This is a genomic window from Maribacter forsetii DSM 18668 (assembly GCF_000744105.1).
GTDB classification, from domain to species: domain Bacteria; phylum Bacteroidota; class Bacteroidia; order Flavobacteriales; family Flavobacteriaceae; genus Maribacter; species Maribacter forsetii.
This window is the reverse complement of the sequence record NZ_JQLH01000001.1, coordinates 469857-486380: the sequence shown is the minus strand read 5'-3', so window position 1 is coordinate 486380 and position 16524 is coordinate 469857. Positions and strand designations below refer to the sequence as shown.

At 35.9% G+C, this 16524-nt stretch carries 15 protein-coding genes and 1 tRNA gene; 5 read left to right on the top strand and 11 right to left on the bottom strand.

Going from position 1 to position 16524, the window contains the following annotated elements; genetic code table 11:
* Positions 1-3: 3 nt before the first annotated feature.
* The 6 genes from accC to rseP form a co-directional block, all read right to left on the bottom strand.
* A complete protein-coding gene (gene accC / locus P177_RS02100; RefSeq protein WP_036151350.1) occupies positions 4-1476 on the bottom strand; it encodes an acetyl-CoA carboxylase biotin carboxylase subunit in 1473 nt (490 codons plus the stop codon).
* Positions 1477-1568: 92 nt separating this feature from the next.
* Entirely contained in the window at positions 1569-2048 is a 480-nt protein-coding gene (locus P177_RS02095; protein ID WP_036151348.1) for a biotin/lipoyl-containing protein, read from the bottom strand.
* A 223-nt stretch (positions 2049-2271) separates the two neighbouring features.
* Entirely contained in the window at positions 2272-2556 is a 285-nt protein-coding gene (locus P177_RS02090; RefSeq protein WP_036151347.1) for a TolC family protein, read from the bottom strand.
* A 141-nt stretch (positions 2557-2697) separates the two neighbouring features.
* Positions 2698-3894, bottom strand: coding sequence for an Lcl C-terminal domain-containing protein (locus tag P177_RS02085; RefSeq protein WP_051941677.1), 1197 nt, complete (start codon positions 3892-3894; stop codon positions 2698-2700).
* Between the two features lie 496 nt (positions 3895-4390).
* Positions 4391-4464, bottom strand: a tRNA-Asn gene (locus P177_RS02075).
* Positions 4465-4544: 80 nt separating this feature from the next.
* Complete coding sequence (rseP, locus tag P177_RS02070) at positions 4545-5894, bottom strand: RIP metalloprotease RseP (RefSeq protein ID WP_036151344.1); 1350 nt, start codon at positions 5892-5894, stop codon at positions 4545-4547.
* Between the two features lie 161 nt (positions 5895-6055).
* Between rseP and P177_RS02065 the strand changes: the two genes are divergently transcribed.
* The 4 genes from P177_RS02065 to P177_RS02050 all read left to right on the top strand — a co-directional run bounded on the left by P177_RS02065 (position 6056) and on the right by P177_RS02050 (position 11083).
* Positions 6056-6739, top strand: a complete 684-nt coding sequence (locus tag P177_RS02065) for an SCO family protein (protein WP_036151342.1) — start codon at positions 6056-6058, stop codon at positions 6737-6739.
* 107 nt (positions 6740-6846) lie between these two features.
* Positions 6847-7092, top strand: coding sequence for a FeoA family protein (locus P177_RS02060; protein WP_036151340.1), 246 nt, complete (start codon positions 6847-6849; stop codon positions 7090-7092).
* On the top strand, positions 7089-9281 hold the full coding sequence (gene feoB / locus P177_RS02055) for a ferrous iron transport protein B (protein ID WP_036151338.1): 2193 nt from the start codon (positions 7089-7091) through the stop codon (positions 9279-9281). The genes P177_RS02060 and feoB overlap by 4 nt, the downstream gene beginning before the upstream one ends.
* Before the next feature lie 257 nt (positions 9282-9538).
* Complete coding sequence (locus P177_RS02050; protein ID WP_036151336.1) at positions 9539-11083, top strand: carboxypeptidase-like regulatory domain-containing protein; 1545 nt, start codon at positions 9539-9541, stop codon at positions 11081-11083.
* Here the strand turns inward: P177_RS02050 and P177_RS02045 are convergent.
* From P177_RS02045 to P177_RS02025, 5 genes are all read right to left on the bottom strand, one after another.
* Positions 11080-11466: a DUF423 domain-containing protein gene (locus tag P177_RS02045; protein WP_036151334.1), complete on the bottom strand. Its 387-nt coding sequence runs from the start codon at positions 11464-11466 to the stop codon at positions 11080-11082. The genes P177_RS02050 and P177_RS02045 overlap by 4 nt on opposite strands.
* A 46-nt stretch (positions 11467-11512) precedes the next feature.
* Complete coding sequence (locus P177_RS02040; RefSeq protein WP_036151331.1) at positions 11513-11935, bottom strand: DUF2141 domain-containing protein; 423 nt, start codon at positions 11933-11935, stop codon at positions 11513-11515.
* A gap of 154 nt (positions 11936-12089) precedes the next feature.
* Positions 12090-12530 (bottom strand): PH domain-containing protein, encoded by a 441-nt coding sequence (locus tag P177_RS02035; RefSeq protein WP_051941676.1) that lies wholly within the window; start codon positions 12528-12530, stop codon positions 12090-12092.
* A gap of 87 nt (positions 12531-12617) precedes the next feature.
* The gene (locus P177_RS02030; RefSeq protein WP_036151329.1) at positions 12618-13439 is read right to left on the bottom strand and encodes a ZIP family metal transporter; all 822 of its coding nucleotides are present in this window, start codon (positions 13437-13439) and stop codon (positions 12618-12620) included.
* Positions 13440-13463: 24 nt separating this feature from the next.
* Positions 13464-14126 carry a metal-dependent transcriptional regulator gene (locus tag P177_RS02025; RefSeq protein WP_036151327.1) on the bottom strand — a complete coding sequence of 221 codons (663 nt, stop codon included), beginning with the start codon at positions 14124-14126 and terminating at the stop codon, positions 13464-13466.
* 78 nt (positions 14127-14204) lie between these two features.
* On the opposite strand from P177_RS02025, the gene P177_RS02020 reads away from it, so the two are divergent.
* Positions 14205-16481: a TonB-dependent receptor gene (locus P177_RS02020; RefSeq protein ID WP_036151326.1), complete on the top strand. Its 2277-nt coding sequence runs from the start codon at positions 14205-14207 to the stop codon at positions 16479-16481.
* Positions 16482-16524: the final 43 nt, after the last annotated feature.

Genomic DNA, 16524 nt, shown 5'->3' with positions numbered 1-16524 from the left:
CTTCTATATTCTACTCTTCTGCCAGTTAGAAGAAACTTCAGACGGAATTTTTAATATTTTATCGTTATCCAAATATAATTTTAGAGCTGTTAAAGCTGCTATTCGTCTTTCTTCTGCATATTGCTTTTCTAAATGCTCTGGAGAATAGTAGTTTTTGACAAAATGTGTATCAAAATTCCCTGATGTAAAAGCTTCGTGCTCACACACAAATTTTCCAAATGACAAGGTTGTGGCAACGCCTTCTACTTTATAATTATCAATAGCTTTAATCATTAATTGTATAGCCTCTTCCCTATTCTTTCCGTAGGTAATCAACTTAGAAATCATGGGATCATAGTAAATGGGCACTTCCATACCTTCTTCAAACCCATCATCCACACGTATACCTTCACCAACAGGTGTTTTGTAGGTTGACAGCTTTCCTATACTCGGCATAAAATTAGATAACGGATCTTCTGCATATACACGAACTTCAAGCGCATGACCTGTTATTGTTAAATCGTCTTGGGTAAATGTTAGTGCTTCGCCACGAGCTACCTTTATTTGCTGCTCTACCAAATCAATACCAGATATCAACTCAGACACCGGATGTTCTACCTGCAACCTCGTATTCATTTCCAAGAAGTAGAAATTCTTGTTTTCATCAAGTAAAAACTCCACCGTACCTGCACCAACGTAGTCACATGCTTTTGCTACTTTGATGGCAGCTTCGCCCATACTCTTTCTAATTTCCGGAGTTAGAACTGCTGAAGGAGCTTCTTCTACTACTTTTTGATGTCTTCTTTGCACACTACATTCCCGTTCAAATAAATGAACGGTATTACCATGCGTATCCGCTAAAATTTGAATTTCTATATGCCTAGGTGAGCCTACGTACTTTTCTATAAAAACAGAACCATCACCAAAAGCAGCTAGTGCTTCGCCGATAGCCCTATCCATTTGTTCTGGAAGATCCTTTAAGTTCTCTACAACGCGCATTCCCTTACCTCCACCACCTGCAGAAGCTTTTATTAAAATAGGAAATCCAATTTGCTTAGCTACTTTTTCAGCTAAAGCAACGTCAGTTATTGCTTCTTCAATACCTGGCACCATGGGGATGTCATAATCGCGAACTGCTTCTTTTGCCGCTAGTTTATTCCCCATCACTTTAATCGCATGAGGCTTAGGACCGATAAATGTGATACCGTTATCTTCAACCATTTGTGCGAAAATGGCATTCTCGCTTAAAAATCCGTAACCAGGGTGAATACCTTCTGCACCTGTCACCTTTGCGGCATCTATAACTTTCTCCATGACCAGATAAGATTCCGATGATGGCGCTGGACCTAATAAAACCGCTTCATCAGCGAATTTTACGTGTGGTGAATGGCGGTCAACTTCTGAATAAACGGCAACTGTTTTGATACCCATTTTCTGGGCAGTCTTCATTATTCTTAAAGCTATTTCACCTCTATTGGCTATTAGTATTTTCTTCATTAAAACTTAATTTACTCGATAATCGAGATTTAACTACGTAACGATTTAGCATCTAAATTTTAAGAGTTACCTCTTATCACAATCGTATTTTTCTACTCCATTTCAATAATCAACTGTCCTTTTTCTACGGTATCGTCTTTTTTAATTTCAATAGATTTTACGATACCCTCACCTTGTGCTAGAATAATATTTTCCATTTTCATTGCCGACAAAACCAATAACGGAGTACCCTCTACAATCTCTTGCCCTACCTCAACCATTACATCTACAATTAAACCTGGCATTGGTGCTTTTACTTCGTTTAATTTCTGAGTGGTAACCGCGAGCAATCCCATTTTCTTGACCTGCTGATCGTATTCATCTTCAATCTTTACGTCGTATCTATTTCCGTTGACCGACAATGACATCGTCTTATTCAAAAAATCTGTATCTAGAATCTCTACCTCAAAAGCAGTATTATCATCTAAAACATGAAGTTTCTGAGTGCTAACAGAAATGCTATCTAAAGAATCAGCATCACTGGTTTTGAATTTTAATTCTTCTTCGTTTACGGTAATTAAATAGTTTGACATATAAGATCGAATAAAACAATATGAGTGTTTCCCAAAGATATTGAAAAAGATTGGCGATGGAATTTAAATAGTTTTGATGAATGACTTATAGCTTTAACAACTTAGTATTCATTTGTATAAAATGCAAAAACCATTCAATTTCTTGAATGGTTTTTAACCCCCTTGTTTCTACTTCTTAATTTTGCCATCCACCACCAAGGGCACGATACAGTTGTATTACTGCCTACAGCTCCTGCTGCTTATAACTTACGCCATCTAATTGAGCAGCCAATAGACTATTCTTTGTAGTAAGTACATCTGTATAGTTTGTTGTTGAAGAATATTCTAAAAGTGCTTCGGTGAACTCTACCGATTTTTCCAATGCTGAAATCTGAGATGCTCTGGAAAGCTGTTTTTCTTTAGCTTTCTTATAGGTAAATAAAGCATCTGAAATTTCATCACCGGCATTTAACCAAGCAACTTTGTAATCGTAAAAAGCTTGTTGCTGAACCGATTTATTAATTTTCAATCGGGCTTTATTCTCTCCATTAGCAAAAATGGGTCTTCGCTAAATTCACATCTTCATAAGCACTTCTAAAAGCCATTTCCGCTTCTTGAATTACTAATTGCAGCTAGTGTATTATGTTCATCTTGCTCATATTGAGAGCATTTAATTTAAATCTCTAACCAACCTTACATAATTATTAATTCTTAAAGAATCTGCAGCGTTAACCGACTCCATTAAATAATCTTCGATATTTCCAGATTTTGGGTCGGAACGTTGTGCACCTGCACCGTGCCAATCATAAAATTCAGTTGCACTACTATTATCTTTACTATAGGCTTTACCGAATGCTATATAACAAGCCGTGTATTTAAAATCGCCTTGTGTAGTACTAGACCAGAACCAACTATCTTCATTGGTACATTCAAAAAAGCTTTCATCTATGGCAGGAAATGTTTCTTTGTCATAATCTACAATACTCTGTAATTCTTTGGTATTAGGCAATCTCCAATCTTCATAACCCGCTATTTTGCTGTTTTTTGCCATTTGTAATGCTTCCACCCAATTATAAGTATTGCCATCGTCTGTTTTTTGCCACATTAAGCCTGTTGCTTTATCGGTAACTGTTCCGTTGTTATTATCCAAAAAATCGTTCACCCCGTAAAGGTTTTCCTTACCACGAACTGCCCGTACGTAATTACCAGGATTTCTTACCCCATCACTACCATCATAGTAAAGTCCCGTTTCATAGGCTTTAATATGTCCGTCGGCAAAATTGAATCCAAAAGCGCCTTCCATTTGTATATTCTGTAATGGCCCTTTTACATATTTTGTACTAGACCAATACTGTCCTGCATACGGCATTCTTTTATCGTATTCAAAATCGAAATAATCCGTATTTAAATAAGGCTGTGATTTTTCCAAATCTTGCGGGTATAATTCGCCATTAGAATTCAGAAGTGAATACAATTCTTTAATGGTTGGAAGTCTCCAATCTGTATACCCACCAATCTCCAAACTAGCTACATAATCAAATGCATCGTAAAAATTATGTTTTTGATAATCTGGTGTTTTTTGCCACATTAAACCAGTATTATTGTCCGTTATAGTGCCATCTCCATTATCTGTATACGAAGATTGAATAGCTGAAAATTGTGCATCCTGACCGTAGAATTCATTTTCTTTGTTTGGCTTATCGATTTGATTTCCTTCATTATCATAAAATTTGTCTTGACCCGTATCTGTCAGCACAAAATGTATGTCATTTTCAGGTAGACTTTCCTTTTTTTTCTCACCATCTTTACAAGACACTATTGTAACTATTGCGAAAAAACTAAACAGATTGATTTTGGAAATTTTCATTTTTCTATTTTTATATATTCCTGTATAATACGCTATTACAGTTACGCAAATTAATGTATATAAATTAACTATTAATCCCATTGGTTTTTATTCGATACAGCATACTTACCTCCTCCGGTAAAAAATAATGTTAGTGCCCCAAAAGTATAAAGCAGAATTAATCCTATTTTCAAGCCACCCATTTTACTAATTGTAAAAATGTTATCTGAATGAGCCAATAGCATTGAGCCTATCATTCCGAAGAAAAATATAACGGAGACTATTCGTGGCAATGTAGGTATTACGGCAAGTCAGTTTCGGAATAGCAGGAAATAAAGGTGAAGACGATAATTATAAGATAGGTTCCCGAATAGTGTACCTTATATTGGATAAAATCTTGGTATTATTAATATTTATAAGACTAGAACGTTTCAGCCTAAAACAGCGAAAAGCACCGTATATATTGACCAAAAACAAAAAATCCAACCTAAATAAATAGATTGGATTTCGCTTTTTGCTCCCCCTCTTGGGCTCGAACCAAGGACCCTCTGATTAACAGTCAGATGCTCTAACCAACTGAGCTAAGGAGGAAAATAACCCGTTTTAGTTTCCTAAAGCGGGTGCAAATATAGTAGTTTTTTGAAACTCGCCAAACAAAGAATTAAGTTTTTTTATTTAAATATCAATTTATAGACATCATTACCGTTTGCGAACAGTAAAAGTGCTATTAAAATAAAGAATCCGGTGATTTGCGCATACTCTAAAAATTTATCACTTGGCTTTCTACCTGTAATTATTTCATAAAGCAAAAACATAACGTGCCCGCCGTCTAATGCTGGAATAGGTAGTATATTCATAAACGCTAAAATAATGGATATAAACGCAGTTGTGCCCCAAAATTGAGGCCAGTTCCAAGTATCTGGGAACATACCACCAATGGCAGCAAAACCACCAACCTCTTTATAAGCGCCAGTATCAGGATTAAAGATTTTCTTCATCCCTTTTATATAGTCTGTAAGAGTCTTAACACCTTTGTTCCATCCCGCTGGGATTGATTCTATGAAAGTGTAATCAGTAGTGTTATATTTCAAAAATCCTTGTTTCTCTGCATCAGCACCAGTCATACCTATCATTAGTCCAAGCTTAGCTTCTTCTGAAATCTTAGCATTTAAGGGCACATCTGTTCCATTACGTTTTACTATCAGATCAACTGTCTTTCCTTTGTTAGATTCTAAAATAGGAAAAACTTGATCCTGATATTTAACTGAAGTACCTGCAATAGTCGTCAAAACATCACCGGCTTGAAAACCTACACTAGCATTTTGGGAATCTTCAGGTACTTGACTAATTACCCATGGTAATCTTGGTTTAATAAATCGAACTTGTTCCTTATTTTCTGAAATTGTTTCTATAAAATTGACAGGAATTTCCTTTTCAATTTTCTTTCCGTCACGTTCAATAGTTATATTCTCTCCATAAACCACTTCTGGCACTATGGTATTCAAAGATTCAATTTCTTTACCATCAACGGCAAGAACCTTATCCCCTGTTTTTATTCCAAGAGCATCGCCCAATGTAGTATCGGTAACCCAAACTCCGTCTTTTAAACTATCATTTGCAATATAGGTTTCACCATATGCATACGCCAAGCCAATAAAAATAACAACGGCCAAAATGAAATTCACCGTTACACCGCCCAACATTATAATTAAACGTTGCCAAGCTGGTTTGCTTCTAAACTCCCACTCCTTTGGTTCTTCCGCCATGGCTTCTTTGTCCATGCTCTCATCTATCATACCGGATATTTTTACATATCCGCCCAAAGGCAACCAACCGATACCGTATTCGGTTTCGCCTATCTTCTTTTTAAAAAGTGAAAACTTTACATCAAAGAATAAATAGAATTTCTCTACTCTTGTTTTAAAATATTTTGCTGGTATAAAATGCCCTAACTCGTGCAGAACGATAAGTATAGAAAGGCTTAAAAAAAATTGTATTGTCTTTATTATAATAGGGCTCATTCTTTTTTCCTGAAAATTAAAATCGCACAAAAGTACATTTTTACAACCGCTAAAAAAAAGAAACCCATTGAGGTAGTGCCATTTTATGAATAATTTATCAAGCGAAGCAGTAAAATTCCTTGAAAACTCGCCACCCCTAGACTATCTTTGTATAAAAAAGTATGCGTACTTTCTTCGCTCGTTACAAACTCTTTGGAATAGTACTTTTATGCCTATCCATAGTTATTATTTATCTTTTTTATAATGCCTTACAACCCGTAAAATTATTACCGGTCTATTCGCCTGCCATGGTAAATGCCGAATTGGTAGCCGAAGAAATTCAACACGTTAGAAAGTACCATACCATTGCCGATTTTTCTTTGACTAACCAAAATGGGGAAACCATAACTCAAGATAATTACAAGGACAAAATCTATGTTGCCGATTTCTTTTTCACCACCTGCCCCACTATTTGCCCTATTATGACCAAGAATATGGTTGACCTACAAAAAGCCCTTGGAAAAGATTCTGATGTTATGCTATTATCACATTCGGTAACTCCCGAAATTGACTCCGTAGCGCAATTAAAGAAATATGCCTTAGAAAAAGGGGTTGATGATAGCAATTGGAATTTAGTTACCGGTGACAAGAAACAGATTTATGAGCTTGCCCGTAAATCATATTTAGCAGTAAAGACCGATGGTGATGGCGGACCGTTCGATATGATCCATACAGAGAACTTCATATTAGTGGATAAGGATAAACGCATACGAGGATTTTACGACGGCACTAAAAAAGAGGATGTGGATAAAATTTTGGCGGATATAGAAATTTTAAAAAATTCTTACGACGAAACAAATGATTAACACAAATGAGGCTTGCCCAAAAAGTGATATTAGTTTTAGATGTATTAATTTACTAATTGGATAATTTCCATTACTTTTGCCTTACTTATAATGAATCTAAATAAAGATTGGAAACTACCGTTGCACATTTAAAGAAAGGCCAAAGGGGAATTATCAAAGAATTCACCGAAGACTTATTGCCGATTAAGCTTCTTGAAATGGGTTGTTTACCAGGTAATGAAGTTGAATTGGTTCAGGTAGCTCCTTTAAAAGACCCTATTTATATTAACGTAAATGGTTCTCATATTGCCATTAGAAGAGAAATGGCGTTTCATATAGCACTTGAAATTATAGAAGACAATGCGGTTATATGAGCAAACAAATCAATGTCGCCCTTATAGGCAATCCTAATACCGGTAAAACATCGGTTTTTAATCAACTTACCGGATTAAATCAAAAAGTAGGAAACTACCCAGGCATCACCGTTGAAAAAAAAGAAGGTATTTGCAAATTACCTAGAGGGGTAAAAGCCCATATTTTAGATTTACCGGGCACCTATAGCTTAAATACCACCTCATTAGATGAAAGTGTAGCGGTTGAGCTATTGCTTAACAAAAATGACAAGGATCACCCAGATGTTGCCATTGTAGTTTCAGATGTAGAGAACCTTAAAAGAAATCTTCTTCTTTTCACTCAAATTAAAGATTTAAAGATTCCAGCCATTTTGGTCATTAACATGGCCGATCGCATGTCAAGAAAAGGCATTACCATTGATATTGAACTGTTAGAACAGAAACTAAATACAAAAATAGCACTGGTTAGTACCAGAAAAGGTACGGGCATTGATAGATTGAGGGAACTAATTGCAGATTACAAAAATCTCAGAACCACTCAAAATGTAGATATTTCGGTAATTTCTCCAGAATATTTTGACCGACTTAAAGAGGCTTTTCCAAAGGAAGATCTTTACAAGTTATGGTTGGTAATTACACAGGATGTCAATTTCATGCCTTTAGAAAAGACATTAAAAAAAGAGACCGCCTCTTTTGCCACCAAGTCAAAATCTGAACTAAAGCGATTACAACAAAAAGAGACCATTCTACGCTATCAGTTTATAAATGGCATTTTAAAAGAAACATACAAAGTAGATACTGCTGCGGCGAAAGGTTTTAGAGCTACACTGGATAAAATATTGACCCACAAGGTCTTTGGTTACGTCATTTTCTTTTTGATCCTTTTGGTTATATTTCAAGCCATTTATGGCTGGAGCGAGTACCCAATGGACCTCATTGATGGTTTTTTTGCCTCTGCGACGGAATGGGTGAAAGACACTTTACCTCCTGGCGTTTTCACTAACTTAATTGCAGAAGGTATTTTAGCCGGTATTGGTGGTATTGTAATATTCATACCTCAAATTGCATTTTTATTCTTGTTTATAGCGCTGTTAGAAGAAACAGGCTACATGAGTAGAGTAGTCTTCTTGATGGACAGGATTATGCGTCCGTTTGGTTTAAGCGGCAAAAGTGTGGTTCCGTTAATTTCCGGTACCGCATGTGCCATTCCTGCAGTAATGGCCACCAGAACTATTGAAAATTGGAAAGAAAGGCTAATTACAATACTTGTTACTCCGTTTACCACATGCTCCGCAAGGCTACCGGTGTACCTAATTATCATTGCCTTGGTAATACCCGAAGGTAGTTTTCTAGGTCTAAGCTACAAGGCCTTAACTTTAATGCTGTTGTATTTAATGGGATTTGGTGCGGCAATATTTTCTGCCATGGTTCTCAATAAAATATTACAAATTAAGAGTAGGTCATTTTTTGTGGTAGAGATGCCCAATTACAAATTACCGCTTATAAAAAATGTAGCTTATACAGTACTTGAAAAAACAAAAAGCTTCGTGTTCGGTGCAGGTAAAATTATTCTTGCCATATCTATTGTGCTTTGGTTTTTAGGTTCTAACGGTTTTTCAGATGAATTTAAAAATGCAGAAACTATTGTTGCACAGCGAATAAAAGAACAAGGTTTCAATGCTAATAGCGAAATTTATTTTGAAAACAAGCAAGATGAACAAGCAAATACGCTAGATAATGTAGTTGAAGACTTGCAACAAAAAGAGCTTGAAGAAAGAGCTTTAAGCCAAGAAATTGCCAGTTATAAATTAGAGCACTCCTATATGGGCTATATGGGAAAAGCTATAGAACCCATTGTAAGACCATTGGGTTATGATTGGAAAATTGGTATTGCGGTACTTACTTCGTTTGCCGCAAGAGAAGTATTTGTAGGTACACTTGCTACTATTTACAGTGTTGGTAACGATGAAGAAGAGACCATAAAAAATAGAATGGCGGCAGAGGTGGATCCAAAAACCAAAAAACCCCTTTTTAATTTAGCTTCCGGTATTTCTTTATTATTATTTTATGCATTCGCCATGCAATGTATGAGTACCTTGGCAGTAGTAAAAAGAGAGACCAATTCTTGGAAATGGCCAGCAGGTCAACTAGTATTTATGAGCCTTTTTGCCTATATTGTAGCTCTAATAGCTTATCAATTATTAAAATAAACATGGACATACTACAACACATATTAGTTTACATTACAGTAGCTATTTCTGCGCTATATTTGATCAATAAATTTTTACTTCCAAAATCTATTTGGGCAGGCAAAAAAGCTAATTCAAAAGCCTGTGGCCAAGATGGTTGTGGTTGCCACTAACCTGAAATTTTCGTTAAAATAAATTTAAAAGACTCCTAACAGTTTCTAAAACTGTAACGTTTCTTGCTTTCATTCGTTTAGATTGCGTAGGAATAATCTAACACTATGAACACTAAACCATTTCTCCTTCTATTTTTTGCCTTTCTCTTTTTCAACTTCTTAAGTCTTAATGCCCAGAATTTAAGTGCCTTTGTCATTGATAGTGTTAGTAAGCAACCCATTCCTTTCGCATCGGTTCAATTAAAAGAAAAATGGGCCATAACAAATGAAGAAGGTAATTTCAATCTCATATTTGATGAAACTGTTACCGCATCTGACTCGCTTACTATCTCTTCAATGGGCTATGAGACTTTAATTAAGCCCATCTCAGAGTTCACAACCACAAAAATTGCCTTGGTGCCCAAAGCCATAGAATTGAGAGAGGTTATCGTTTCTAACAAAAATTATACAGCAGACGAGATTATGGACTTGGTAGAGGATAATCTTGAAAAGAATTATTCTAATGACTTGTCTAAAAAGAGACTTTTTCATCGCACTTCTAATTTTGACCGCTGGACAAAAAGTGATTTTAAGGTCAAAAAATCGTCCATAGACATATTGAATCAGACCTTTTTAGATAGTGTGATAAGAACCGTTCCAAAAGACAACAGTTATTATTCTGAAATTGTTGGCGACCTCTATGGCAATTCTACACAAGAACAGCTAAAATTAGATCTTTTAAAAGCATCTAAATTATTTGATAAAAGCAAAGAACTAGATGCGGAGAAACTAGAAGAGAAGTTTAATGAAATTTTAAAGGAGAACGTAAAAGAAGGTTCTTATTTTAAAATCAAATCTGGCTTATTCGGCACAAAAATAGACGCCGAAGAGGTTAGTGATCTTCTTGAAGAAGAGGCAGATTCTACAGAAATAGCAGCAGCTAATGAAGAGCTAGAAAAAAAGAAAAAAGACAAAGAAGAACAGCAGAAGAACTATGCAAGTTGGAAAAAGAATCAATTAAACGACATTTTTCTTAACATACCCACCAATGAAGATTCTGATTTAAATTTTATACACAAGGCTAGAAAATATGACTTCACCCTTGAAGAATTCACTTATTTAGGTGATGCCGCAGTTTACGTAATTTCATTTAAACCAAGTGGTTCTGCAGATTATGAAGGCACTTTGTATATTAATGCAGATGATTTTGCCCTAATACAAGTAGACTATGTAAACGTAAAACCAACGAGTAAATTTAACCTACTTGGTATTTCCAGCAACAACTACCTATCTAAAGGAAAAATTATCTACAGTAAGGGTGAAAACGGTTACTATGGCGTACGATACTATGAATCTGAAAATGGAATGCGTGTAGGTATTAGAAGACCATTAAAGATTATTGAAAAGAACAGAATCGTTAAAGGAAGAAATAAGCAGAACGAACTATCTGGCGATGTTGACTTTGTGATTATAAGTACAGAAAAAAATGAACTGATTGTATTCGAGTCTGAAAATATCAATCAGGTTACATTCGATGCTTTTACCGAAAACAACACCGTATCGCCTACATACATGCCTAAATACGACCCAACTTTCTGGGAAGGGCATGCCATTATGGAACCAAATACGGCAATTAAAGAATTTACTGCAACTTCAGAAGAACTAGACTAAATCAAATTCTTAATGAAGCTGTAGAACAATAGTGCCCATCCTACTACTAAAAAGAGTCCGCCAAGCGGAGTTAAAGGCCCTAGCAATTTTATCTTATTTCCTTTGGATGCAGATATACACAATCCGTAGATACTAAATGAGAAAAGAAATGTACCTATAATTAGACAGTAAATAATAGTTTTTTCCAAACCCGTTTCTAGGTTGAGGTTAAAACTTAGCATTAAAATCAAAAGTGCATGGTACATTTGATATTTCACACCCGTTTCAAAGCTATTCAGTTGATCGGCAGTAAATGTTTTCTTTAATAAATGAGCTCCAAAAGCGCCAAATATCACTGCTAACAAACCTAATAATGCTCCAACCAATTGCGCTACTAATACCATGAAATAATTTTATTTCAAAGATACATCAACGAATGAAATTCAAGACTTACTGCAAACGAATATTCATCTCCATATTGGTATTAAGCGTAAACACACATTCCTTATATTTTGGCGGACCGAACATCTTCATCTTGCCTTTAGAAAAAGCAATTTGTTCCTTTGGAATACCAAGAATATTTGTATCTAAATTTTCATTACCGTTAGCATCATGAAAAATTGCGATAGCATATTCCCCATCAGGAAGATCGGTAATATCAAAAGCCGTTTGTCCTTTTACCGCTTTCTCTGAACCAGATTTAAAAACTTTATCGAATTTCAAAAAAGAACCCTCATCATTATAAACTGCAAAGCAAATATTACCTTCTTCAGATATAACCCCGTCTATACTTATACTAAGATTGTGTTGTGCAAAAAGTCCTGTAGAGAGTAAACCTAGTACAAATAGAGCTAAAAGATGTTTTTTAATCATGGGTACTGTTCATTTAAACAACCAATGGGCAAACCAAAAGGCATTGAATTAAATATCTTATTTAAATCTCGATTATAGATTCAAAAATAGTTTCAATAGTTATGCCAAAGCAAATTTACACTTTAACCTTAGTTTAAATTCTCTATTGTAGCCTTTAGTTTGGTTCACTTAAAGCTCCTGTTCTTGCACTAAGTTTTTGAAACAATTGAACAGTTTCAACGGAATCTTTTAGGTTAAAGTATACATACGTAGAATCTTTATAGACCAATTTAACCTTGTTCTGATTAATGTTATCTACAAATACATGAACTTTCTTATCGGTTAAAGAATCTTTAAACTTTCTAAACACACCTTTTTCCTTATCCAAGGCAGAAAACCCGTGTAAACGTTCCATTGGAGGTATTCTCTCAACAAAAGCCACACTATCCAATTCATTTAAAGGGATTTCTACATTATAGAACCCTGAGCGTAGACCAAGACTATCATCATCATTAGATACCCAGTTCTTAACATGAAGTATTAAAACGGCTGCACAACAAATAACAGTTATGATCAGTGTTAATGTCCAAATCCAATTTTTCTTAGAAGAATGCATAAAATATTAAAGCATCAAGTTAACAATACTATTGCCTTAAACGCTAAAACCGGTATTAAATTATTTCATCTATAAAACACTTTAATCTTAACCTAGACCAACGTCTAAAGTCATCATAATAATGAAACCACCAATGAAGCCCATAGTGGCAATATCCGTGTATTTATCTTGCTGTGTTTCTGGTATTACCTCCTCTACCACCACAAAGATCATAGCGCCTGCGGCAAAAGAAAGTGCATAAGGTAAAATTGGCTGAAAAGTTAGAACTGCCCATGCACCAAGTACAGCAGCAACAGGCTCCACCAAAGCAGAAGCCTGACCATACATAAAACTTTTTGTTCTACTAAGACCATGTCTTCTTAAAGGCATGGCAACGGCAAAACCTTCTGGAAAATTTTGTAAGCCAATACCAAGCGCCAATGCTACTGCACCACCAATAGATGCCCCGTCAAAACCAGCAGCTACGCCGCCAAAAAGAACACCTACCGCCAAACCTTCCGGTATATTGTGTAATGTAATTGCCAAGGTCAATAATGTAGTTCTACGCCAAGGTGTTTTCACCCCTTCCGCCTCGCTTTCCTTAAAATTGATATGTAAGTGCGGTAATACTTTGTCCAAGCCAAAAATGAACATGGCACCAAGAAAAAATCCCACAGCCGCAGGTATCACCTTTACAAATCCTTCACCAGGACTCATTTCAATACCAGGCGCCAGCAAACTCCAAAAACTTGCCGCGACCATTACACCTCCAGTAAAACCTAACATACCATCAAGAACGGCACGGTTCATAGTTTTAAAAAGAAAAACCAGTGCAGCCCCGGCAGCTGTCAGCCCCCATGTAAACAATGTTGCGTAAAACGCAGCTAAAACTGGGTCTATCGATTCAAAATACGCTATTATTTCATCCATAATTTTAATTCATCGGTTTAAAACCTATTCTTCATCTACAATCTCTAAAAATAAATTTGTTGCAATTTGTTTTGATATACTAATGGATCCAGACCTTGTAGAAATAGTCACGGAACCATCAAACTCTTCAATTTCCAATATTCTAAAAGTATCGCCCAGTGCGATTTTATTCTTGTCTAAAAATTTTAAAAATGCAGCCGATGAATCGTTAACACCAACACATACCCCTTGACTACCAACTGGTAACTCGCTAATTAATTTCTTGACAGATTTAGTGAACACGCCATCCTTATTTGGTATAGGATCACCATGCGGATCCACTTTAGGGTAACCTAAATGGGCATCTAATTTATCTATTAAGGCATCACTCTTTATATGCTCTAATTGCTCTGCCACTACGTGAACCTCATCCCAAGAGAAATTAAGCTTGTCTACCAAAAACACTTCCCATAAGCGATGTTTTCTAATAATAGAAAGCGCAACTAACCTACCTTTCTCTGAAAGCAAAACCCCCTGATACTTTTTATAATTCACTAAAGATTTTTCAGACAGCTTCTTAACCATATCCGTTACAGATGACGGCTTCGTTTTCATCTGCTCAGCAATAGCATTCGTAGCAACAGATTTACTGTTGTACTCACTTAGATGATAAATAGTTTTAATGTAATCTTCTTCTGATAGTGTCATTTAAAAAACAATATTAATACAAAAATACATTTTTATACGTAAAAACAATTTTTTAGTTTTGTCTAAAATTAAATTTAGATGATTAAAATAATATTTTTTGCCTGCTCTATTTTGTCTTTCGGGATTATTAACGCGCAAAATTCGACCATATCTGGAACAATCTCTTCGAATGGGGTTCCAGAAGCTTATGTAAATATTTACCTAAAAGGCACACAAATCGGTGTTGCTTCAGATGAAAACGGCAATTATTCTTTAAAGAATGTCCCGTTGGGAAAACATACCCTTATTGCTTCTAACATCGGTTTTGAAAAATTTTACAAAACATTGACGATTTCTGAAGGTGAGGATAAAAATTTGAACATCAACTTATCACCCTCTACAGAATCTTTAGATGAAATGGTCGTTACCGGAACTTTGAAGCCTGTTAGTAGGTTAGAGAGTCCGGTGCCGGTAGAAGTCTATAAACCTACGTTTTTCAAAAAAAATCCAACGGCGAGTATTTTTGAAGCCTTACAAAACGTAAACGGAGTAAGACCGCAGATCAACTGTAATGTGTGTAATACGGGAGATATTCATATTAACGGATTAGAAGGTCCATATACATTGGTGCTTATTGACGGCATGCCCATTGTAAGTGGTTTGGGAACCGTGTACGGATTATCTGGTATACCCAATTCCCTTATTGAACAGATTGAGGTAGTAAAAGGGCCTGCTTCTACACTCTATGGTAGTGAAGCCGTTGGTGGTCTTATAAATATAATCACTAAAAATAACTTGACAGCTCCTAATTTTTTCGCTGATAGTTTTGTGACCGATTGGGGTGAATTTAATCTTGATGTAGGCACAAAATTCAACGTAGGCAAAAAAGCAAATGTGCTATTAGGAGCTAACTATTTTAGGTATGATAACCCTATTGATAATAATGGTGATAATTTTACAGACCTAACACTACAAGACCGTATTTCTGTTTTTCAGAAATGGAATTTCACCAGAAAAAACTCCCGAATATTTTCCTTGGCAGGACGTTTTTTCTATGAAGACAGATGGGGAGGAGAAATGCAATGGACTCCAGAATTTAGAGGAGGAGATGAAATTTATGGAGAAAGTATATACACTCGTAGATGGGAACTTTTAGGTAAATACCAATTACCGGTAGAAGAAAATATGATGCTTTCTTTTTCATATAACGACCACAAACAAAATTCCGTTTACGGTGATGTTCCCTACCTAGCTGATCAGCGTATAGGTTTTACCCAACTAACCTGGGATAAAACCGTTGGTAAACATAGCCTTTTAGCCGGAACTGCTTTACGCTACAACTATTATGATGATAGCACACCTGCTACGTTAAGCGCTGAAGGTAACGAACCAGATGAAGTTGTAATACCCAGTTTATTCATACAAGATGAAATAGCGTTCAACAAAAAACATTCATTACTTCTAGGAGGTAGATATGATTATGACAGTCGCCATGGAAACATATTTACCCCTAGGGCAGCGTACAGGTTTAAGTTTACCGATAATGATATTATTCGCCTAAATGCCGGCACAGGTTTTAGGGTAGTAAATCTTTTTACCGAAGATCATGCAGCTTTAACGGGATCAAGAGATGTTATTATTGCGGAAGAACTAAAACCGGAGCGTTCGTTTAACGTTAACCTGAATTATTTGAAGAAAATATACGGTGATAACGGCACATTCGTTGGCTTGGATGCCTCTATTTTCTACACCAATTTCCAGAATGTAATTATCCCGGATTATGACACCAATCCTAATCAGATTATATATGATAATTTAAATGGCACTTCAATTTCAAAAGGAATAAGTGCCAATCTAGATGTAGCTTTCTACAACGGATTAAAACTAATGATAGGCGGTACTTTACAAGATGTGAGCAATACTGAAGACGGAGTAAAAGAAAGACAGATACTTACAGAAAGTTATTCTGCAAACTGGAGCATTAGCTATGATATTCGCACTTGGGATCTAACAGTTGATTACACCGGTAATTTATACGGTCCCATGCGATTACCTACCCTAGGCGATAGTGACCCAAGAAGCGATTTTTCACCGGCATGGAGTATTCAAAACATACAATTATCTTATGATGGAATAGAAAATCTTGAATTCTACGGCGGGGTTAAAAACCTATTAGACTGGACTCCTAATAGAGGAAATCCGTTCATAATCGCCCGTGCAAACGATCCATTTGATAAAGAAGTTACATTTGATGATAACGGTAATGCCGTTGCTACACCAAATAATCCAAATGCGCTGACTTTTGACCCTTCCTATGTATATGGGCCAAACCAAGGCATACGATCATTTTTTGGAGTGCGTTATACCTTGAATTAAGCGCAAAAGACAATTGCTATTTCGTATTTTTGAACACCTCAGC

Bases quoted from the DNA above. Each gene is read 5' to 3' on its own strand.
- P177_RS02095 (WP_036151348.1), bottom strand. From the start codon at position 2,048: ATGTCAAACTATTTAATTACCGTAAACGAAGAAGAATTAAAATTCAAA.
- feoB (WP_036151338.1), top strand. From the start codon at position 7,089: ATGAGCAAACAAATCAATGTCGCCCTTATAGGCAATCCTAATACCGGT.
- P177_RS02045 (WP_036151334.1), bottom strand. From the start codon at position 11,466: ATGGTATTAGTAGCGCAATTGGTTGGAGCATTATTAGGTTTGTTAGCA.
- P177_RS02040 (WP_036151331.1), bottom strand. From the start codon at position 11,935: ATGATTAAAAAACATCTTTTAGCTCTATTTGTACTAGGTTTACTCTCT.
- P177_RS02035 (WP_051941676.1), bottom strand. From the start codon at position 12,530: ATGCATTCTTCTAAGAAAAATTGGATTTGGACATTAACACTGATCATA.
- P177_RS02020 (WP_036151326.1), top strand. From the start codon at position 14,205: ATGATTAAAATAATATTTTTTGCCTGCTCTATTTTGTCTTTCGGGATT.
- P177_RS02050 (WP_036151336.1), top strand. From the start codon at position 9,539: ATGAACACTAAACCATTTCTCCTTCTATTTTTTGCCTTTCTCTTTTTC.
- P177_RS02030 (WP_036151329.1), bottom strand. From the start codon at position 13,439: ATGGATGAAATAATAGCGTATTTTGAATCGATAGACCCAGTTTTAGCT.
- accC (WP_036151350.1), bottom strand. From the start codon at position 1,476: ATGAAGAAAATACTAATAGCCAATAGAGGTGAAATAGCTTTAAGAATA.
- P177_RS02085 (WP_051941677.1), bottom strand. From the start codon at position 3,894: ATGAAAATTTCCAAAATCAATCTGTTTAGTTTTTTCGCAATAGTTACA.
- rseP (WP_036151344.1), bottom strand. From the start codon at position 5,894: ATGAGCCCTATTATAATAAAGACAATACAATTTTTTTTAAGCCTTTCT.
- P177_RS02025 (WP_036151327.1), bottom strand. From the start codon at position 14,126: ATGACACTATCAGAAGAAGATTACATTAAAACTATTTATCATCTAAGT.
- P177_RS02065 (WP_036151342.1), top strand. From the start codon at position 6,056: ATGCGTACTTTCTTCGCTCGTTACAAACTCTTTGGAATAGTACTTTTA.